Here is a 19778-nt window from a genome sequence, read left to right as displayed (position 1 = left end):
TAGGAGGTTCGGCTGTGTCCAAGAAAGATAAAGAATTAACCGGAAAACAAAAGGCCGCTCTCTTGTTAATTTCATTAGGGCCTGAAGTTTCAGCTTCTGTCTATAAGCACTTAACAGAGGAAGAAATTGAACGTTTAACATTAGAAATTTCAAGTGTTAAAAAAGTAGAATCAAATGTAAAAGAAGAGATTATTGAAGAATTTCACAATATTGCACTCGCGCAGGACTATATCACACAAGGTGGTATTGGCTATGCAAAAACAGTATTAGAAAAAGCACTTGGCGTAGAACAAGCACAAACAATCATCAATCGACTAACATCTTCATTACAAGTACGCCCGTTTGATTTTGCTAGAAGAGCTGACCCAGCGCAAATTTTTAACTTTATCCAAAATGAACATCCTCAAACAATTGCCCTAATCCTCTCTTATTTAGAGGCAGGGCAAGCGGGGGTTATTTTATCTTCTTTACCACAGGAAGTACAAGCTGACATTGCTAAACGTATAGCGGTCATGGAATCGACTTCACCAGAAGTGATTAGCGAAATTGAATCTGTGTTAGAACGTAAATTATCATCAACCGTTACGCAGGATTATACAGAAACTGGTGGTATTGATGCAGTCGTTGAAGTTTTAAATGGAGTAGATCGACAAACAGAAAAAACAATACTCGATGCACTGGAAATACAAGACCCAGAACTTGCAGAGGAAATCAAAAAACGTATGTTTGTGTTCGAGGATATTGTTACACTCGACAATCGTTCCATTCAGCGTGTTATTCGTGATTGTGAAAACGAAGACTTACTGCTTTCAATGAAGGTATCAAGTGAAGAGGTAAAAGATATTATATTCCGCAATATGTCACAACGTATGGCTGAAACATTTAAAGAAGAAATGGAAATTATGGGACCTGTACGTTTACGTGACGTAGAGGAGGCACAATCTCGAATTGTTGCTGTTATTCGTCGTCTAGAGGATGCTGGAGAGATTATTATTGCTCGTGGTGGAGGAGATGACGTCATTGTCTAGAATCATCCGTTCTATTTACACTAAGTCTGATAGCGATAATGTCAAAGAAATACAAATCCGTGATATGTTTGAAGCGATGGAAGAATACCAAGAAGAAGGACCTCCTCAGCATCAATTAACGTTGGATGAAGTCGTGGCAGAGCGAGATCGTTTACTTACTGAAGCAAGAACTGCTTTGCAAGCTGAACGAGAGATGTTTGAACAGGAAAAGCATAGGCACTATCAAGAGATTGAACATTTAAAGCTAAATTGGGAGGAAGAGAGACCCAATCGTGTTCAAGAAGCTTATGATGAGGGATTTGGACAAGGCTATGAAGATGGCGTGAATAAGGCCACTGAAGCAATGGCTCAGTCACTTCAAACAGCGAATGAAATAATGATGTTAGCGAAAGAAAATGCTCAAAAATATATTGAAGATCAAGAAGCGGTAATTTTAGAGTTAGGTTTAACTGCTGCAGAAAGAATTATTGGTACTTCGTTAGAACAGGATAACGAACTATTTGTATCGATTGTGCGTAGAGGGCTGAAAGAAGCTAGAGAAATGAAGGAAATTAAAATTTATGTTTCGCCAGCTTATTATGCTTTAATTACGACCAACCGAGATGAATTAGCAGAAATGTTCCCAATAGACGTACCATTAATGATTTTTGTTAATGAAGATTTGGATAATGAGACAGATTGCTATATTGAAACAAATCATGGAAGAATTATGGTTAGCATCGATGAGCAATTAAATGCACTCAGATTAAAGTTACATGAAATATTAGAGAGTAAGGAATGATCTTGATGAAAGCGGCTCAATTAATTGAACAAATTCCGCATATCCCAACTTTTAAAAAGTTCGGTAGGGTTACTAGAGTTGTTGGCTTAATGATTGAGTCGCAAGGTCCAGATAGTTCTATAGGTGATGTCTGTAAAATTCATGTGGAAACTGTAAATCATGGTCACCAGATTATTTTAGCAGAGGTCGTTGGTTTTAAAGATGAAATAGTCGTCTTGATGCCTTTTACCTCCTTACGTGAAATATCTATTGGCTGCCTTGTTGAAGGAACAGGAGCTCCACTGGAAGTAAAAGTGGGTCCTGAGTTAATCGGCAAAGTATTGGATTCTATGGGGAATCCAATTGATGGCACTCTATTACCTAAAGGTCTCATGACAGTCCCTACAGAACAAGATCCACCAAACCCACTAACTCGTCCACCAATTAATGAAAGGCTTGAAGTGGGAGTCAAGGCTATTGACGGTATGCTAACAGTTGGAAATGGACAACGTGTTGGTATTTTCGCGGGTTCTGGGGTAGGTAAAAGTACTTTACTTGGTATGATCGCAAGAAATACACAAGCAGATTTGAATGTCATCGCGCTAATAGGTGAGCGTGGTCGTGAGGTTCGGGAATTCATCGAACGTGATTTGGGTGCTGAGGGCTTAAGTCGATCGATTGTTGTTGCAGCCACATCTGATCAGCCAGCATTAATGCGGATTAAAGGGGCATTTACAGCTACAGCAATCGCCGAATATTTTAGAAATCGAGGCTTAAATGTCATGCTGATGATGGATTCCGTGACACGTGTGGCTATGGCACAACGTGAAATTGGACTTGCCACAGGAGAACCACCAGCACAAAAAGGTTATACGCCTTCTGTTTTTGCGATATTGCCTAAATTACTAGAACGTACAGGCACCAATGAAAAGGGTTCTATAACAGCATTTTATACTGTTTTAGTAGATGGTGACGATATGAATGAACCCATCGCGGATACTGTGCGAGGGATATTAGATGGTCATATTGTATTGGATCGAAATCTTGCCAACAAGGGGCAATATCCAGCCATAAATGTCTTGAAAAGTGTGAGTCGTTTGATGAATCATGTTGCAGAGCCAACTCATAAGAAAGCTGCTGAACGATTAAGAGAACTCTATTATACTTACGACAAATCAGAGGATTTGATCAATATTGGTGCTTATAAAAGAGGAACCTCTAAAGAAATTGATGAAGCAATTCAATATGAACCGCTCATTACTGCTTATCTTAAACAGGGTTACTTAGATAAAGTGACACTAGAACAAAGTGTCAATGAGTTAATAACATTATCGAACGGTGGTGCGAAATAGATGGTCAGTTATGTGTATCGTTTTGAAAAAGTGTTAACCATTCGCGAACAAGAAAAAAACGAAACCGAAATGGCTTATAAGGAATCTGTCCGTTCTTTTGAAGAAATAGCAACGAAATTATATGACTTGCTAAAAAAGAAAGAAGATTTAATTGCATTTCAGCAGGAGCGTTTAATGGTTGGTTCTTCCATAGATGAAATCCATCATTATAGTCGTTTCATTGATAGTCTCGAAAAAACAATTGCAGATGTACAACAGAAAGTGATACAAGCTCGTGCAAAGATGAATTGGCACGAAGAAAAACTATTAGAAAAAAACTTGGAAGTACGTAAATTTGAAAAAATGAGAGAAAAGGATTTTAAGCATTTCCAACAAGAGCAAGATCGTATAGAAAGCCTTTTTTTAGATGAAATTTCATTACAAACGTATAACAAGAAAGAAATCAGGTGATTTCATGGCAAAGAAAGACAATCGATTAGCAACAGAGTTAGTAGAAGAGCAACCAAAGAAAAAATCTGGGAGCTTTCTTAAGTTTTTTACTTGGATTGTACTGCCGATTATGTTTGTAGTAGCGGTTTTGCTTGTTGTGGCAACTTTAATGAATACAAATGTCTTTGATTTAGGAAAAAAGGCAATTGGTAGTTTACCTTTTATTCCCTCAGAAGAACAACAAGCAAAGGATGCTGTCGTTAATAATGACTCTAAAATAGTGAGTTTACAGGCAGAGGTACAAGAAAAAGAAGCAGAGATTACCCAGCTTCAAAAAAAATTAGATTCAACAATAACTGAAAAAGAGAAGCTGCTGACAGAAAAGGAACAGCTTCAATTTGAAATTGAAAAACTAAATCGTGAACAAGATGATGTGAAGCGTGACTTTAACGATATTTTATCAACATTTGATAAGATGTCGCCGAAAGCTGCGGCACCTGTGTTAATCAATATGAGTGATACAGAAGCACTGCGGATTTTAACGAATTTAAAGCCAGATAAATTAGCAGCTATTTTAGAAAAAATGGATGCAAAAGATGCAGCAAAATATACGGAGCTTATGGCTAAACAGTAGGATAATTGAAAGGAGGTGAAAAATAGTGGATGTAGCAATGATGCAAATGATTAATAAAACAGTACCTACTAAAACTGCAGCAACAAAATCAACAACAGTTGGAAACGCTGAAGGAAAAATAGGCAGCACACCGAAGAAAGAAAATTTATCAAATTTTGGTTCTGTTTTTGGGCAAGTATTAACTTCTTCAAATGAAACAACTCAATCATCAAAAACGACTTCATCAAATGAACTTGCGGATTTACAAGCGTTATTAAATGCTGACTCAATGGAGGAAGTACTAGATTTACTGGGGATTTCTCACGATGATGGCTTATTAATGCTTCAATTTGGAGAAGACGGTAAGGCAGTGGCACTGGATGAAATGCTTCATTTAGAAAATATATTAAATGCATTAGGGATTGATGAAGAGCAGCTTCAAAAAATCGTCCAACAGTTACTAGGAGAAGAAAAGGAAGCAAGTGATGTTTGGGAGCTTTTAACATTAGTAGATGCCCAAGCGCCGGTACTACAGGCGAATATAAGCACTGCTTTACAAGGCGAAGGTCAAGTGACACCAAAAGAGGCATCACAACTTCTTCAAGTGTTGAAATTAGCGCAATTAGTAGGGCAAAAGACAGACTTAACAGCATCCCAAGAAGACCTGCTAACGACTGTGAAGAGCCTATTAACGTCATTACAAACGCAGGTAGGAACTTTGCAGGTAACAACAAAAACAACTGTTACATTGCCATTACTAGGCTTCCAGCAAGTTGTTCAGCAAGTCCAAGTAACGAAACAAAGTGATACAAATACAAATGATATGCTTACGCCACAAACTGTACAAACGAAACCAGACACATTCCATGTAACGTTACCAACGGCTAAGCCTGCTCAATCAGAAGCTTTACTAAAAGAAATGCAAGCCATTATCAATCGAGCACAGATTTCGAATGCTCAAGGTATTACACGTTTAACCATAAAATTGTATCCAGAAAATCTAGGGACGGTTCGTATTGAACTTGTACAAAATGATGGTGTCCTTACAGCCCGTTTGCTGGCTTCTACAGCTCATGGACGTGAATTGCTTGATAGTCAAGCACACCAGCTAAAACAGGCATTTGCTCAGCAAAATATACAAGTAGATCGCCTTGATATTGCACAATCATTACAAGATGCCGATCGTCAACAACGTGAGCAAAGCTTCTTCAATAATTTCTTTAAACAACAACAGGACGAAGAACAGGATCAAAAAAGTGATGATGAAGATGAAGGAATGTCCTTTAGTGACTATTTAATAAGTGAGGAGGTGTAACAATGGCAGATACTACAACAAAAGTGACAAATACATCCATAACAGATGATCTTTATTACTCAAATTATAGAAAGCCAACGAAGCAAACAGGAAATAGTGAGCTCGGTAAAGACGCCTTTTTACAATTGTTGATTACACAATTACAGCATCAGGATCCTACAAATCCAATGGACGACAGGGAGTTTATTTCTCAAATGGCGCAGTTTTCTTCTTTGGAACAAATGCAAAATATGACAAAGGCAATAGAATCATTATTGTCATCACAGCAACAATCACAAATGATGAACTATGCAACCTTTATTGGCAAGGAAGTCAAATGGCATGAAATAACAGAAGAAAAAGATGAAAAAGGAAATCCTGTGGTAAATGAAGGAAGTGGTGTAATTGAATCACTTAAATTTGTAGATGGTAGTGTTGTTTTCAAATTAGTAGATGGAAAAGAAATTTCACCTGGTAATATATCTGGAATTTTAAGTGGAGCTGGCAATCCTAGTTCAAATGGCAATAATAATGTACAAGAATCTCCGTTAGTGCAGGCTAGCCAATTAATTGGAAAGAATGTAACGTATAAAGACGGTGACCAAGAGCTAACAGGACGAATTGTTTCTGTTTCTAATAAAGATGGGGTCATTAATTACGTACTAGACAATGATAAAAAGCTAACAGATAAAGATTTTACAGTTATTAGTGAATAAAGGTGGAGAATAGTGATGGATAAGTTTTCAATTCATCGTGTACCCTTGCATCCATCTATTCGCACAGTACAGCCTAAGCCAATCAATACACAACAATCGTTTAAAGCTCATTTACAGGAAGCGTCTAGACAAGAGCTAAAAGTGAGCAAACATGCACATGAACGTATCATGGAGAGAAAAATTGATATCTCTGAACAAGAATGGCAGGTTGTATCGGATAAGGTATTTGAAGCACACTCAAAAGGTGTCAAACAACCATTAGTCTTGATGGATCAAGCTGCTTTAATTATCAGTGCTAAAAACGCTACGGTTATTACAGCAATGGATCGCACGGAAGCAAAGCAACAGTTATTTACTAATATTGATGGCACAATTGTGCTTTGAAGGCTGGACCTTCTTACGTAAGGAAGCCTTGGTGAGCTGACTGATAGAGGCTCACCCTATATAAAACGAAGGGAGAACGAAAACATATGTTACGTTCTATGTATGCAGGTATTTCAGGTCTTAAAAACTTCCAAACAAAGCTGGATGTAATTGGTAATAATATAGCGAATGTTAATACAATTGGCTTTAAAAAAGGCCGTGTTAATTTTAAAGATTTAATGTCTCAAACGCAGGCAGGTGCATCCGCAGCAACAGCTACACGAGGAGGAGTGAATCCACAACAAGTTGGTTTAGGTGCCCAATTAGCAGCTATTGATACAATACATGGTGGTGGCTCATTACAAGGGACTGGCCGTGGACTTGACTTAGGGATTGAAGGAGATGGTTTCTTCATGGTCGCCGATGCAAATGGAGCTCCAGACCCAGATAGTGGCTTTATTGATGAAGAGGGCTTCAACAATACCCTATTTACACGTAATGGTGTGTTTTATATGGATAGCAATGGCTATTTAGTTAATGCTGATGGTAAATATCTAGTAGGTGTATCTGCTGGAGATGAAATTGTAATGGAAGCTGATGATGATGGTATCAATCCAGAGGATGCACCAATTGCTTCAGGTGATGAAGGTGCAAATTTATTTGACGATGATGGTGTATTAGCCCCTGATGCTGGAGATGTAGGTCCGATACGTATCCCAACGACTGCTAAAGAGATTAGCATAGGACCAAATGGTACGATTGAATATGTTGACCTAAACGGTAATCGTAAATGGGCAGGACAGCTGATTATGGCAAAATTCCCGAATGCTGGGGGTTTAGCTAAGGTAGGAGGAAACTATTACCAACAAACAGCTAACTCAGGAGCTGCTTATGCACAAGTAGCCACTGTTGCAGGTATGGGTAAAGTAGTACCTGGGACAGTAGAGATGTCAAATGTTGATTTATCAGAAGAGTTTACAGAGATGATCGTTGCACAGCGTGGTTTCCAAGCGAACACACGTATTATTACAACTTCAGATGAAGTGTTACAAGAACTAGTAAACTTAAAACGATAATAAAATAGTCCTTTCAAAACGGACGTTTTAACAAACATATTTTCATATGAGGGAGGGTCGGGCCGGCTCTCATGCTAGACCCGGCCCTAATTCATGATTGAACTAACACGTCTAAATGGCAAAGCATTTACATTAAATGCTTTATACATAGAAACAGTCGAATCATTTCCAGATACGACTATTACATTAACAACTGGAACAAAATTAATTGTTTTAGAGAGTGAAGATGAGGTGCGACAAAAGGTAACTGCCTTTTATAACAATATACAAATACTATCCAACCCGCATCTACGAGGTGAAGAAGATGAAGAATAATAAAATGCTAACAATGATTATTATTTTACTAGTAGCAGTCATTCTGATTGGGGTTATTTTGTTTGTATTGCTTACGCAATTTAATAAGCCCACAGGAGCTGTTGAGCCGTCCATTGATGAGATTGTAGAGGCAACAGTGGAGATACCAGAGATCACGACAAATCTTGCAGATAAAAGAGTTGTTCGCTTGTCATTGAAAATTCAAACGACAAGCAAAGATGCTGCTGCAGAATTAACAAAGCGCGTTTTCCAAGTGCAAAATATCGCCATTCAAGAGCTTTCTGAAATGGAGCAAAAGGACTTAGAAGGTAAGCAAGGGAAACAAATTTTCCAAAAATCATTAAAAACAAGATTAAATGAGTTGATGCAAGAGGGAGAAGTCCAGGAAGTATATTTTACCTCCTTCATTACTCAATAAAACAGAAACTGCTTGAATTGGAGGTGGGCAAATGGCAGGAGATGTGTTATCTCAATCCGAGATAGATGCGCTGCTTTCCGCTATATCGACAGGGGAAATGTCAGCGGATGACATAAAAAAAGAGGACGAGGGACGTAAGGTTAAAGTTTATGATTTTAAACGAGCACTTCGATTCTCAAAAGATCAAATCCGAAGTTTGACCCGAATACATGAAAATTTCGCACGACTATTGACAACCTTTTTCTCTGCACAGCTTAGAAGCTATGTACAAATTACGGTTGCATCAGTAGACCAAATACCATTTGAAGAGTTTGTTCGTTCCATTCCAAATATGACACTCATTAATGTATTTGAAGTGCCACCATTAGATGGTAATATATTGATGGAAATTAATCCGAATATTGCCTATTCGATGTTAGATCGCCTAATGGGCGGTAGTGGGGCAAGTCATAGTAATGTAGATAATCTAACGGAAATAGAAACAAAAATTATGACAAACCTTTTTGAACGCTCATTCGACAATTTACGCGAAGCATGGGAAAATGTTGCGGAAATTGATCCTATATTAGTGGAACTTGAAGTAAATCCCCAATTTTTACAAATGATTTCACCTAATGAAACGGTTGTCGTAATTTCATTAAATACGATAATTGGTGAGACAAGTGGGATGATTAATATTTGTATTCCGCATGTTGTATTGGAGCCAATTGTTCCAAATCTTTCGGTTCGCTATTGGATGCAAACCAATACGAAAGAGATGTCACCAGAGCAAACAAAAATGCTTGAAACACGTGTGAAACAAGCCCAATTACCACTCTCAGTTGAATTAGGATTAACGGACATCACTATTGAAGATTTCCTAACAATGCAAGTTGGGGATGTCATACAGTTAGATCAAAAAATTGAAGCGCCATTACTACTAAAAGTAGGTACATTGCCGAAGTTCACTGTTCAACCAGGTAAAAAGGGCAAAAAATTAGCAATCCAGATTATCGACCCTTTGAAAGGAGGAGACGAAGATGAGTGATGAAATGCTCTCCCAAGAAGAAATTGAAGCGCTATTAAGGGGCGAGACGTTGGGAGATAAAAACAACGACACTGATGCTTCAACAAATGAAGAAATAAATGAGATACGAGTGGAGGATTACCTTGATTCGTTTGCACAAGATGCATTAGGAGAGGTAGGCAATATATCCTTTGGTAGCTCTGCCACAGCTCTTTCAGCGTTATTGGGTCAAAAAGTAGATATTACAACTCCAAGTATTTCGATGATTAATCGTAATAAATTAGAAGAGGAATTTCCTCATCCATATGTAGCTGTACAAGTTGAATATACAATTGGTTTGACAGGTATGAATTTACTTGTTATTAAACAATCTGATGCAGCAATTATCGCAGATTTAATGTTAGGTGGCGATGGATTAAATCCGAAGCCAGACTTAGGTGAAATTCAGCTAAGTGCTGTTCAAGAGGCTATGAATCAAATGATGGGCTCAGCTGCTACATCTATGTCGACGGTCTTCAACAAAAAAGTAGATATTTCTCCACCGACAATTGATTTAATGAACATCTCGCAAGATGAAGGTCGAGAAAATATCCCAGAAGACGATTTGCTGGTGAAAGTTTCATTTAGATTAAGAATTGGTAATTTAATTGATTCGAATTTAATGCAATTATTACCGCTTAAATTTAGTCAAAATATTGTAAAATCATTATTAGGTGAAACAGGAGTGTTTGAGGAACCTGTGGCAGCAACTATTGCACCTGAGGCTCCACCAGTTACACCACCGCCTGTTCAACAGCAAATACCTGTAGCACCACCATCTGAACAACCAGTTTATCAACAGCAGTCAGCACCGATGCAGCAACCGATTTATCAGGAGCCACAACAATTTGCACAACCAGCAAGACCTGCACAACCTGTAAATGTGCAACAAGCGCAGTTTGCTAGCTTCGATACAAATGTAATCTCTCAATCTGAAGCTAGAAATTTAAATATGCTACTTGATATTCCATTGCAAGTTACTGTAGAGTTAGGACGTACGAAACGTTCTGTTAAAGAGATTTTAGAACTATCAAGTGGTTCAATTATTGAACTGGATAAATTAGCGGGAGAACCGGTTGATATTTTAGTCAATAGTCGTTTAATTGCTAAAGGGGAAGTCGTTGTTATTGACGAAAACTTTGGTGTCCGTATTACAGATGTTTTAAGTCAAGCAGAGCGTTTAAATAATTTAAGATAGTTTCAATTGGAGGAGTTAACCATGTCTAAAAGAATTTTGATTGTAGACGACGCTGCATTTATGCGCATGATGATCAAGGATATTTTATCAAAAAATGGATTTGAAGTTGTTGGAGAGGCAGCAGATGGTTTACAAGCTGTCGAAAAGTACAATGAACTAAAACCAGATTTAGTAACAATGGATATCACAATGCCAGAGATGGACGGTATTGCAGCTCTTAAAGCAATTAAGGGAACAGATCCAAGTGCAACTGTAATCATGTGTTCAGCAATGGGGCAACAAGCAATGGTAATCGATGCGATTCAAGCTGGTGCGAAAGACTTTATCGTAAAACCTTTCCAAGCAGATCGTGTAATTGAAGCGATTCAAAAAGCGCTAGGATGATTGCATGAAAATGTTAAAATCATTTCGTTTAACGATGATTTTCGCATTTCTTGTATCCTTCCTGTTTTTGTACCCGACACCGACTTCTGTCTATGCAGACGCTGATACAAATAGTGTCACGGATTGCATTAAAGACCCAGAAGCTTGTAATGGAGATACAACTGATCCAGCTGCTAAACAAGAAACAACTGTAACAGCAGCTGGAGATATATCTGCATGGGAATACATAAAAATGGTTTTGGCGCTTATTTTTGTTGTAGCTTTATTTTATGGATTGATGAAGTTTTTAAATAAACGAAATTTAAACTTCCAACGTAATCAAATGGTACAAAATTTAGGCGGTTTATCGTTAGGTGCACAAAAGTCAGTTCAGCTTTTACAGGTAGGTAAAACATTGTATTTAGTTGGGGTCGGAGAAGACGTTCAGCTTTTACGAGAAATTACAGATCCTGAAGAAGTTGAAGCTCTTTTAGCCCTATATAACGAAAGACAAGAATTTGCAGCAACATCACCGTATATTGCAGAAGTATTTTCTAAGTTTAAGAGAAAAGATAGCGCGAAGGTGCAAAATGAGCAGCAAAAGCAGGATTCATTTGGCAATCTATTCGAAAAAAAGCTATCAGAAATAAAACAGGAGCGTAGTGATGAGATAGAGAGATGGAAGCAGAAGGAGAAGGATGGTAAATGAATGATTTAATCAATATTTTTTCCAACAGCGATCCAACGAATGTCTCTACATCTGTAAAGCTCTTACTGTTACTAACAGTTTTATCACTTGCACCAAGTATTTTAATTTTAATGACATCCTTTGCTCGTATAGTCATAGTCTTATCATTTGTGCGTACAGCATTGGCAACACAGCAAATGCCACCAAATCAAGTGATCATTGGGCTGGCACTATTTTTAACATTTTTTATCATGGCACCAACCTTTCAAGAGGTCAATAAAGAGGCATTACAACCATTGTTTGCTGAAGAAATTGGTATAGAAGAAGCCTATGACCGTGCTAGTGTGCCATTTAAAGAGTTTATGAGTAAGCATACTAGGCAAAAAGATCTTGATTTATTTTTAACATATAATCAAGCAGAAAAACCAGCATCAGTGGAGGAAATCCCACTGACTATGCTTGTACCTGCCTTTGCTTTAAGCGAAATTAAAACAGCATTTCAAATTGGTTTTATGATTTTTATTCCATTCCTAGTGATCGATATGATTGTTGCAAGTACATTAATGTCGATGGGGATGATGATGTTACCGCCAGTAATGATTTCATTGCCATTTAAAATATTATTATTTGTACTGGTTGATGGCTGGTATCTCGTTATGAAATCGTTACTACAAAGTTTTTAGGGGATGATACAGTATGACAGGTGAGTTGGTTATTTCCATTGCAGAGCGTGCTATAATGATTATCCTTCTAACAAGCGGTCCGCTACTATTAGTTGCTTTAATCTCGGGTTTAGCGGTAAGTATCTTTCAAGCCACAACTTCGATACAAGAGCAAACGTTAGCATTTGTACCAAAAATTATTGCTGTCTTAGTGGCCATCGTATTCTTTGGCCCTTGGATGCTATCTCAAGTTACAAGCTATGCGAGAGACATATTCGAGAATTTAACGCGTTATATAGGGTGAGTACATGAATGAATTAATTCCTCATTTAACGGTTTTCTTATTAGTGCTTGTACGTGTCTCAGCCTTTTTTGCTACGGTTCCTTTTTTTTCCTATAGAACCATTCCACCTCAAGTCAAAATTACTCTCGCACTGGTTTTAGCTTGGATGATGTACTATACAATTGATGTTGAGCCATTTGCATTCAATGATGATTACATATTATTAGTGGTGAAAGAAGCACTAGTTGGACTATTACTCGGTCTAATGGGCTATATCATCATGTCCGCAATTCAAATTGCAGGAAGCTTTATCGATTTTCAAATGGGTTTTGCCATTGCTAATATAATTGACCCGCAAACAGGTGCTCAAAGTCCATTAATCGGTCAGTTTTTTAATATGCTAGCACTGCTTTTATTGTTAGCGATTGATGGCCATCATATGATTCTTAATGGAATCTACTACAGCTATCAATTTTTCCCGATGGATCAATTCCCTAGTTTTATGAATGAAAACTTTCCTCAATTTATTATCACAACTTTCACAGCAGTTTTTGCCATAGCATTCCAGATGGCTGCTCCTGTTGTAGCGACCTTATTCTTGGTCGATTTAGCTTTAGGGATCACTGCAAAAACAGTACCGCAATTAAACATATTTGTTGTCGGTTTTCCTATTAAAATTGGTGTTAGTTTTTTAGTATTATTTACAATGATGGCCGTTATGATTCAAGTTATTCAAAAGCTTATTACGATTATGATTTATGGGATGCGTGATTTAATGGCCATTTTAGGTGGTGGATAATATGAGACTACTACTGAATTTAGAGCTACAATTTTTTGCGGGTGAAAAAACAGAAAAGGCAACCCCTAAGAAACGACAGGATGCTCGGAAAAAAGGGCAAGTTGTCAAGAGTCAAGATATTTCTAGTGCCATTGTAATGTTAATGGTATTTATCTTTTTGTTTTTCTTTGCAGGCTCTTTGCGTGACGAGCTATTAGCTTTTTTCAGGCAAACCTTTATTCATAACATACGCATCGAATCACTGACTATTGATAGTGTGATGCACCTATTTACAGAAACTTTGATTCAAATGGCTTTTATCATTGTGCCCATTATGGCAATTGCATTTGTCGGAGCACTTGCAGGTAACTTTTTGCAATTTGGTTTTCTTTTTACGTTAGAGCCAATGAAGTTTGATTTGAAAAAGATGGACCCTATTAAAGGGTTAAAAAAGATATTTTCTGTCAAAGCCATTGTGGAGTTAATAAAGTCTGTTTTAAAGATTGGTTTTATCGGAAGTGTTACAACAATTATTATTTGGTCAAATTTACCAGAAGTTTTGGCGTTATCGTTTAAAAGTCCATGGATGACGCTCATTACGGTAGGGAAGCTTGTTGGTATTATGGGTATAGCAGCTTCTTTAGTATTACTTTGTGTATCCGTTTTAGACTGGATGTATCAAAAACATGAGTATGAAAAAAATCTTAAAATGTCTAAGCAAGATATTAAAGATGAATATAAAAATAGTGAGGGTGACCCCCTAATCAAATCAAAAATCAAACAACGCCAACGTGAGATGGCGATGAGACGTATGATGTCAGAGGTTCCGAGTGCGGATGTAGTTATTACCAACCCTACTCACTATGCAATTGCCCTCAAATATAATGAGGACAGTATGGATGCTCCTCGTGTTATTGCGAAGGGGACAGACTTTATTGCTCAAAAAATTAAACTGATCGCCAAAGAACATGATGTAATAATGGTTGAAAATCGACCTTTAGCACGAGCTATGTATGACCAGGTAGAAATAGGCGATCAGGTACCAGAAGAATTTTTCAAAGCAGTAGCAGAGATACTCGCTTATGTTTACCGTATTAAGCGAAAAATTTAAGGCTTTTTGTAGGAGGGACACAAATGAAAGTTCGCGATATTGGGGTTTTAGGTGCGGTTATTTTAATCGTTGCGATGCTCATCATCCCTCTTCCTCCGTGGATGTTAAGTTTTTTAATTGTCATTAATATTACATTAGGATTAATTGTACTGCTCACAGCAATGAGTATGAAAGAAGCATTGGATTTTTCCATTTTTCCTTCGGTAATTTTACTATTAACTTTGTTCCGATTAGGACTAAGTGTTTCCACTACTCGTGCCATCTTAGCAAATGGAGATGCAGGTTCGGTCGTTGAAACTTTTGGTGATTTCGTAGTTGGAGGAAATATACTTGTTGGTTTAGTTGTCTTTTTAATTTTAGTGTTAATTCAGTTTATTGTTATTACAAAAGGTGCAGAGCGTGTAGCTGAAGTTGCAGCACGTTTCACACTTGATGCAATGCCTGGTAAACAAATGAGTATTGATGCTGACTTAAATGCGGGGATTATTTCCGAAAAGGAAGCACGTGAACGTCGTGAAAAAGTATCAGGAGAAGCCGACTTCTACGGAGCGATGGACGGTGCTACAAAATTCGTAAAAGGGGACGCCATTGCCTCGATGGTAATGGTTATTATCAACCTATTATTTGGTATCATCATTGGGGTTGTCCAAATGGGGCTTCCATTTGCGGAAGCAGCAACACATTTCTCTAAGCTAACTGTTGGAGATGGTATTGTATCCCAAATTCCTGCTTTACTTATTTCAACAGCCACTGGGATTGTTGTAACACGTGCATCTTCTAAAGGAAGTCTCGGCCAGGACATTACAGGTCAATTATTTGCCCAAGCTAAGCTGCTTTATGTAGCTGGTGGTACAATTGTATTACTTGGGTTATTTACACCAATTCCGGATTGGATCACACTTCCCATTGGGATTGCTCTAATAGCAGGAGCTTATATGATGGGTCGCAAGAAGCCAGAGGACGAAGAGGAATTACTTGAGATTGAAGAAGAAGTGGCTACTGACGGCATGAAGAGCCCTGAGAATGTTGTGAATTTATTAAATGTGGACCCAATTGAATTCGAATTTGGTTATGGATTAATTCCCTTAGTAGATGCCGCTCAAGGTGGGGATTTATTAGACCGTGTTATCATGATTCGTCGACAGCTTGCCTTGGAGTTAGGTATCGTGATCCCAGTAGTCCGTATTCGAGACAATATTCAGCTTCAACCAAATGAATATCGAATTAAAATAAAGGGGAACGAAATGGCACGAGGCGAACTTTTACTAGATCATTATTTAGCGATGAGTCCTGGAGACGATGATTCTATTGAAGGTATTGATACTGTCGAGCCATCATTTGGATTACCAGCTAAATGGATTACAGAGCAAGTAAAAGAGGATGCGGAAATGTATGGTTACACAGTTGTGGACCCACCAAGTGTGGTGTCAACACATTTAACTGAAATAATTCGAGCAAATGCTCATGAGTTATTAGGCCGTCAAGAGACAAAGCAGTTAATCGATCACTTACGCGAATCCCATCCAATTTTAGTAGAAGAATTAACACCTGCACCTTTATCTACTGGAGAAATCCAAAAGGTACTGGGTAAGCTTCTTCGGGAGAATGTATCAGTGCGTAACTTACCTATTATTTTTGAGACACTTGCAGACTATGCAAAATTAACGAGTGATACAGATATCTTAGCTGAATATGTGCGTCAAGCATTAGCTCGTCAAATTACAGCGCAATATGTTGGGGATAGTTCAGTATTAAAGGTGATTACGGTTTCAGGTAAAGTAGAAAAAATGATTGCTGATAGTATCCAACAAACGGATCACGGTAATTATTTAGCTATGGACCCACAAGATTCTCAAACAGTATTAGAAACTATTGCAGCGGAAGTAGAGCGTGTTTCGTTTATGGAGCAATCAGCTATTATATTATGCTCGCCAGCCGTTCGGATGTATTTACGACAACTAACGGAGCGTTATTTCCCACAAATTCCGGTTCTATCTTATAATGAATTGGATGCTTCGGTTGAAATTCAAAGTGTTGGGGTGGTGAATGTTCAATGAAAATGAAAAAGTATTATGCATCATCCATACCAGAGGCGATGAAGCAAGTGCGAGCAGAATTAGGTGAGGACGCAGTCATTTTAAATTCAAAAGTCGTCATCACAAAGAAATTTTTTGGCATGATAAAAAAGAAAAGTTTTGAAGTGGTTGCGGGTATTGATGCAATGGAGCCCCAGCAAGTGGCTTCAGTTCCAACACCAGCTGTACTGCCTGTAGTAAAAAAAGAGAATGCAAGGTTACAAGAGATTACAAATGCTATTCAAGCAAAAATGCATCAGGAACCACCCCTTGATGTAGCAGCAGTACATGAGGACGCTAGCATGTCAGAAGAATTGAGAAAAGAAATTGCTGATTTAAAATCATTAATGCAATCGATGCATAAAAAGACTACCCAAGCTCAATATCCCGATGAACTCTTACCCTTCATTGAATACTTAAGACAGCAAGAGCTAAGTGAAGAGCTCATCACAACGATAGGTGATGAGCTTTTTATGCATTTTAGAGAAGCATCCGAAATAAATTTTTCACAATGTAAATTGATAGCAAAAAATTTATTACGTAAGAAGCTAGAAGTACTTCCAGTCGGAGGATTATCCTACGAAAGAAAATATATAAACATTTTAGGGCCAACAGGGGTTGGTAAGACTACAACTATTGCTAAAATGGCTGCTAGAGCTGTGTTAGAAAAAAAGAAAAAGATTGGCTTTATTACGACAGATACTTATCGGATTGCGGCAATAGAGCAGCTTAAAACATATGCTGGTCTTTTACAAGCTCCTGTAGAAATTGCTTACAATGCAACAGATTTTGAACAAGCAATCCAGAGATTATCACATTTAGATTTGGTTTTTATTGATACAGCTGGTCGAAATTATAAAGAAGTCAAGTATGTTGATGATCTCCAACGCCTTATAAAATTCGATGATCATGCAGAATCTTATTTAGTGCTTGCAATGACAACGAAAGAAAGGGATATGGAGAATATTGTAGATCAATTTAAACAATTACCAATTCAAAAATTTATTTTTACAAAAATTGATGAAACAAATTCTATTGGCACAATGATCAATTTAATGATTAAATATAATAAAGGACTTGCTTACTATACGAATGGTCAAGAAGTACCAGAAGATATTGAAGAAGCTGATTTAGAAGCAGTACTTAATTTGTTTTTTCAAGGTGAAGAAAAATGAGAGACCAAGCTGAAGCATTACGCTTAAAAATGATGAAACAGCAAGGCGAACTAGGTAGAGCGATTGCAGTTGTAAGTGGCAAAGGTGGAGTAGGTAAAAGTAACTTCACAATGAACTTTGCCATGACTTTAGCCCAAAAGGGAAAAAGAGTTGTCATTGTAGACATGGATATTGGGATGGGGAATATCCATATCTTAATTGGGAAAAATGCTTCTTATAGTTTAAAAGATTACTTAGAAGGAAATAAGCTACTAGATGAGGTAATATTTGAAGGGCCTTACGATTTAAGGTATATTTCAGGTGGGTCAGGTATGACGAGTGTGCTTGATTGGTCTCCTAGTATGTTTGAACGACTTATTCAAGCATTTGAAGAACTTCAAAAAAACTATGATTATATTTTATTTGATATGGGCGCTGGTGCTACTAATTGGTCGTTAGATTTACTCACATCTATTGATGAAATTATCGTCATTTCAACAGCGGAACCTACTTCTATTACAGATGCGTACTCCATGATGAAATATATTCATGTTCGAGATCCAGATAAGCAGTTTCATATTCTCTGTAACCGCGCTTTCAGTAAAGAAGAAGGAGTAGAAACGAATGAACGTTTACAGTTAACAATGAAACGTTTTTTAGACAAAGAAACGATCATTCTTGGTTCATTACCTGAAGACCCTGTTGTGCGTAAGGCAGTGCGCGAGCAAGTGCCATTCTCACTTGCTTATCCAGACGCATTAATATCAAAGACATTGCAACTTATAGTCGTTCGTTTTATGGAGCAACGTGCGGGGGAAATACATGCACATGATCAAACAACGAAAAAATTTTTAACGAAACTTAGAAGTATTTTCTCGAAAGGGCGTGATTAATTGGACTTTTTGCATAAAAGCAAGCTTTTAGTTGTGGATGATTCTGCTTTTATGAGAAAGCTAATTAGTGACTTTTTTGTTGGCAACTCGAAGGTGGAAGTAGTTGGAACAGCTCGAAATGGAAAAGATGCGATCAAAAAGATACAATCGTTGAAGCCAAACGTTGTGACAATGGATATTGAGATGCCTGAAATGAATGGGCTCGATGCTTTAAAAGAAATTATGATACAATGTCCAGTTCCTGTAGTAATGCTCTCAAGTACCACTCAACGTGGGACAGAAAATGCAATTGCTGCAATTGAGGGCGGGGCAGTAGATTTTGTTGCCAAGCCGAGCGGGACCATCTCCCTTGATTTACATAAAATTCAAAATGAACTTGTGCACAAAGTGGAACAAGCTGCAACGGTGCCAATTTCCAAATTGAAAAAACCTTCTGGTAGTAAACGACAACAAGAACAAGTGACAAGGGTGAGTACCGTAATAAAGGAACCACAACAGCATGGACGAACAAATACGTCTACTAATGTTGTTTCTACTAAGGTAGCCGTAACTAAACCAATGGTAGAATGGAGTAAAATAGGAAAGAAGATTGTGTTAATTGGCACATCAACAGGAGGACCTCGCGCACTTCAGGAGGTTGTTACTAAAATTCCCAAGTCTATTCAAGCTCCTATATTAATTGTACAGCATATGCCTGCTGGATTTACTAAATCGCTTGCTAACCGACTTGATCAGCTAAGTGAAATTTCTGTTAAAGAAGCTGAACAGGGCGATATTTTGCAAAATGGAGTAGCTTATATTGCACCAGGTGGATATCATTTAAAACTTAGAAAAGTAGGGACAACTTTTGGCATTGTTCTTGATAATCAAGAAGCACCAAGATCTGGCCACCGACCTTCTGTAGATGTAATGTTCGAAGATGTTAGTCAATATAAAGATTTTGATAAAGTAGCAGTGATTATGACAGGTATGGGTCATGATGGCTCTAATGGTCTAAAAGCATTAAAAAATACTGGCAATGTCATTGCTATTGCAGAATCAGCTGAAACTTGCATTGTATATGGTATGCCAAAAGCAGCAGTAGAAACGCAACTTGTTGATGAAGTTGCAGATGTAGATGATATTGCACAAACAATAATGAAATATTTGCCTTAAAAGGGGTGT

General features: G+C 37.7%; 23 protein-coding genes. All 23 read left to right on the top strand.

All coding sequences use genetic code 11. The features are described 5' to 3' along the window. The first annotated feature begins 14 nt into the window (after positions 1-14). The 23 genes from fliG to VK91_RS05730 all read left to right on the top strand — a co-directional run bounded on the left by fliG (position 15) and on the right by VK91_RS05730 (position 19769). Positions 15-1028, top strand: coding sequence for a flagellar motor switch protein FliG (gene fliG, locus VK91_RS05840; RefSeq protein ID WP_008180783.1), 1014 nt, complete (start codon positions 15-17; stop codon positions 1026-1028). Beyond that, positions 1021-1809, top strand: coding sequence for a flagellar assembly protein FliH (gene fliH, locus VK91_RS05835; RefSeq protein WP_048391615.1), 789 nt, complete (start codon positions 1021-1023; stop codon positions 1807-1809). Before fliG ends, fliH begins: the two co-directional genes overlap by 8 nt. A 5-nt stretch (positions 1810-1814) precedes the next feature. Further along, entirely contained in the window at positions 1815-3140 is a 1326-nt protein-coding gene (fliI, locus tag VK91_RS05830) for a flagellar protein export ATPase FliI (RefSeq protein WP_048391695.1), read from the top strand. Continuing rightward, positions 3141-3590, top strand: a complete 450-nt coding sequence (gene fliJ / locus VK91_RS05825; RefSeq protein WP_048391613.1) for a flagellar export protein FliJ — start codon at positions 3141-3143, stop codon at positions 3588-3590. A 4-nt stretch (positions 3591-3594) separates the two neighbouring features. Then, positions 3595-4203: a MotE family protein gene (locus VK91_RS05820; RefSeq protein ID WP_048391611.1), complete on the top strand. Its 609-nt coding sequence runs from the start codon at positions 3595-3597 to the stop codon at positions 4201-4203. Between the two features lie 25 nt (positions 4204-4228). Next, positions 4229-5497: a flagellar hook-length control protein FliK gene (locus VK91_RS05815; protein ID WP_048391608.1), complete on the top strand. Its 1269-nt coding sequence runs from the start codon at positions 4229-4231 to the stop codon at positions 5495-5497. 2 nt (positions 5498-5499) lie between these two features. Beyond that, complete coding sequence (gene flgD, locus VK91_RS05810; protein ID WP_048391606.1) at positions 5500-6192, top strand: flagellar hook assembly protein FlgD; 693 nt, start codon at positions 5500-5502, stop codon at positions 6190-6192. A 15-nt stretch (positions 6193-6207) separates the two neighbouring features. After that, positions 6208-6576 carry a TIGR02530 family flagellar biosynthesis protein gene (locus VK91_RS05805; RefSeq protein WP_048391604.1) on the top strand — a complete coding sequence of 123 codons (369 nt, stop codon included), beginning with the start codon at positions 6208-6210 and terminating at the stop codon, positions 6574-6576. An 86-nt stretch (positions 6577-6662) separates the two neighbouring features. After that, positions 6663-7631 (top strand): flagellar basal body rod protein FlgG, encoded by a 969-nt coding sequence (gene flgG / locus VK91_RS05800; protein WP_048391603.1) that lies wholly within the window; start codon positions 6663-6665, stop codon positions 7629-7631. 93 nt (positions 7632-7724) lie between these two features. Continuing rightward, positions 7725-7946 carry a flagellar FlbD family protein gene (locus VK91_RS05795; RefSeq protein ID WP_048391601.1) on the top strand — a complete coding sequence of 74 codons (222 nt, stop codon included), beginning with the start codon at positions 7725-7727 and terminating at the stop codon, positions 7944-7946. Continuing rightward, complete coding sequence (fliL, locus tag VK91_RS05790; protein ID WP_004269291.1) at positions 7936-8364, top strand: flagellar basal body-associated protein FliL; 429 nt, start codon at positions 7936-7938, stop codon at positions 8362-8364. The genes VK91_RS05795 and fliL overlap by 11 nt, the downstream gene beginning before the upstream one ends. A 31-nt stretch (positions 8365-8395) precedes the next feature. Further along, on the top strand, positions 8396-9391 hold the full coding sequence (gene fliM, locus VK91_RS05785; RefSeq protein ID WP_004269290.1) for a flagellar motor switch protein FliM: 996 nt from the start codon (positions 8396-8398) through the stop codon (positions 9389-9391). Beyond that, a complete protein-coding gene (gene fliY, locus VK91_RS05780) occupies positions 9384-10607 on the top strand; it encodes a flagellar motor switch phosphatase FliY (RefSeq protein WP_048391599.1) in 1224 nt (407 codons plus the stop codon). The genes fliM and fliY overlap by 8 nt, the downstream gene beginning before the upstream one ends. Positions 10608-10628: 21 nt before the next feature. Further along, positions 10629-10991 (top strand): response regulator, encoded by a 363-nt coding sequence (locus VK91_RS05775; RefSeq protein WP_004269288.1) that lies wholly within the window; start codon positions 10629-10631, stop codon positions 10989-10991. Positions 10992-10995: 4 nt separating this feature from the next. Then, on the top strand, positions 10996-11679 hold the full coding sequence (locus VK91_RS05770; protein ID WP_009371154.1) for a flagellar biosynthetic protein FliO: 684 nt from the start codon (positions 10996-10998) through the stop codon (positions 11677-11679). Next, positions 11676-12341 carry a flagellar type III secretion system pore protein FliP gene (gene fliP, locus VK91_RS05765; RefSeq protein WP_048391597.1) on the top strand — a complete coding sequence of 222 codons (666 nt, stop codon included), beginning with the start codon at positions 11676-11678 and terminating at the stop codon, positions 12339-12341. The genes VK91_RS05770 and fliP overlap by 4 nt, the downstream gene beginning before the upstream one ends. A gap of 13 nt (positions 12342-12354) precedes the next feature. Next, a complete protein-coding gene (gene fliQ, locus VK91_RS05760) occupies positions 12355-12624 on the top strand; it encodes a flagellar biosynthesis protein FliQ (RefSeq protein WP_004269285.1) in 270 nt (89 codons plus the stop codon). Between the two features lie 4 nt (positions 12625-12628). Continuing rightward, positions 12629-13402, top strand: coding sequence for a flagellar biosynthetic protein FliR (gene fliR, locus VK91_RS05755; RefSeq protein ID WP_048391595.1), 774 nt, complete (start codon positions 12629-12631; stop codon positions 13400-13402). Position 13403: 1 nt separating this feature from the next. Further along, positions 13404-14492 carry a flagellar biosynthesis protein FlhB gene (gene flhB, locus VK91_RS05750; protein ID WP_048391594.1) on the top strand — a complete coding sequence of 363 codons (1089 nt, stop codon included), beginning with the start codon at positions 13404-13406 and terminating at the stop codon, positions 14490-14492. A 23-nt stretch (positions 14493-14515) separates the two neighbouring features. Next, a complete protein-coding gene (gene flhA / locus VK91_RS05745; protein WP_048391592.1) occupies positions 14516-16549 on the top strand; it encodes a flagellar biosynthesis protein FlhA in 2034 nt (677 codons plus the stop codon). Beyond that, a complete protein-coding gene (gene flhF, locus VK91_RS05740; protein ID WP_048391590.1) occupies positions 16546-17742 on the top strand; it encodes a flagellar biosynthesis protein FlhF in 1197 nt (398 codons plus the stop codon). Before flhA ends, flhF begins: the two co-directional genes overlap by 4 nt. Next, complete coding sequence (locus tag VK91_RS05735) at positions 17739-18614, top strand: MinD/ParA family protein (protein ID WP_048391588.1); 876 nt, start codon at positions 17739-17741, stop codon at positions 18612-18614. Before flhF ends, VK91_RS05735 begins: the two co-directional genes overlap by 4 nt. Then, the gene (locus VK91_RS05730; RefSeq protein ID WP_081011047.1) at positions 18615-19769 is read left to right on the top strand and encodes a chemotaxis response regulator protein-glutamate methylesterase; all 1155 of its coding nucleotides are present in this window, start codon (positions 18615-18617) and stop codon (positions 19767-19769) included. The last annotated feature ends 9 nt before the right edge of the window (positions 19770-19778 follow it).

This window comes from Lysinibacillus sp. LK3, from assembly GCF_001043675.1.
Classification (GTDB): domain Bacteria; phylum Bacillota; class Bacilli; order Bacillales_A; family Planococcaceae; genus Lysinibacillus; species Lysinibacillus capsici.
The sequence above is the reverse complement of the archived record's forward strand: the minus strand, read 5'-3'. Positions and strand labels throughout refer to the sequence as shown.

Excerpts from the sequence above, each read along its gene's own strand:
- fliI (WP_048391695.1), top strand. The coding sequence starts at position 1,815 with ATGAAAGCGGCTCAATTAATTGAACAAATTCCGCATATCCCAACTTTT.
- fliJ (WP_048391613.1), top strand. The coding sequence starts at position 3,141 with ATGGTCAGTTATGTGTATCGTTTTGAAAAAGTGTTAACCATTCGCGAA.
- VK91_RS05820 (WP_048391611.1), top strand. The coding sequence starts at position 3,595 with ATGGCAAAGAAAGACAATCGATTAGCAACAGAGTTAGTAGAAGAGCAA.
- flgD (WP_048391606.1), top strand. The coding sequence starts at position 5,500 with ATGGCAGATACTACAACAAAAGTGACAAATACATCCATAACAGATGAT.
- VK91_RS05805 (WP_048391604.1), top strand. The coding sequence starts at position 6,208 with ATGGATAAGTTTTCAATTCATCGTGTACCCTTGCATCCATCTATTCGC.
- flgG (WP_048391603.1), top strand. The coding sequence starts at position 6,663 with ATGTTACGTTCTATGTATGCAGGTATTTCAGGTCTTAAAAACTTCCAA.
- VK91_RS05795 (WP_048391601.1), top strand. The coding sequence starts at position 7,725 with ATGATTGAACTAACACGTCTAAATGGCAAAGCATTTACATTAAATGCT.
- fliL (WP_004269291.1), top strand. The coding sequence starts at position 7,936 with ATGAAGAATAATAAAATGCTAACAATGATTATTATTTTACTAGTAGCA.
- fliM (WP_004269290.1), top strand. The coding sequence starts at position 8,396 with ATGGCAGGAGATGTGTTATCTCAATCCGAGATAGATGCGCTGCTTTCC.
- fliY (WP_048391599.1), top strand. The coding sequence starts at position 9,384 with ATGAGTGATGAAATGCTCTCCCAAGAAGAAATTGAAGCGCTATTAAGG.
- VK91_RS05775 (WP_004269288.1), top strand. The coding sequence starts at position 10,629 with ATGTCTAAAAGAATTTTGATTGTAGACGACGCTGCATTTATGCGCATG.
- VK91_RS05770 (WP_009371154.1), top strand. The coding sequence starts at position 10,996 with ATGAAAATGTTAAAATCATTTCGTTTAACGATGATTTTCGCATTTCTT.
- fliP (WP_048391597.1), top strand. The coding sequence starts at position 11,676 with ATGAATGATTTAATCAATATTTTTTCCAACAGCGATCCAACGAATGTC.
- fliQ (WP_004269285.1), top strand. The coding sequence starts at position 12,355 with ATGACAGGTGAGTTGGTTATTTCCATTGCAGAGCGTGCTATAATGATT.
- fliR (WP_048391595.1), top strand. The coding sequence starts at position 12,629 with ATGAATGAATTAATTCCTCATTTAACGGTTTTCTTATTAGTGCTTGTA.
- flhB (WP_048391594.1), top strand. The coding sequence starts at position 13,404 with ATGAGACTACTACTGAATTTAGAGCTACAATTTTTTGCGGGTGAAAAA.
- flhA (WP_048391592.1), top strand. The coding sequence starts at position 14,516 with ATGAAAGTTCGCGATATTGGGGTTTTAGGTGCGGTTATTTTAATCGTT.
- flhF (WP_048391590.1), top strand. The coding sequence starts at position 16,546 with ATGAAAATGAAAAAGTATTATGCATCATCCATACCAGAGGCGATGAAG.
- VK91_RS05735 (WP_048391588.1), top strand. The coding sequence starts at position 17,739 with ATGAGAGACCAAGCTGAAGCATTACGCTTAAAAATGATGAAACAGCAA.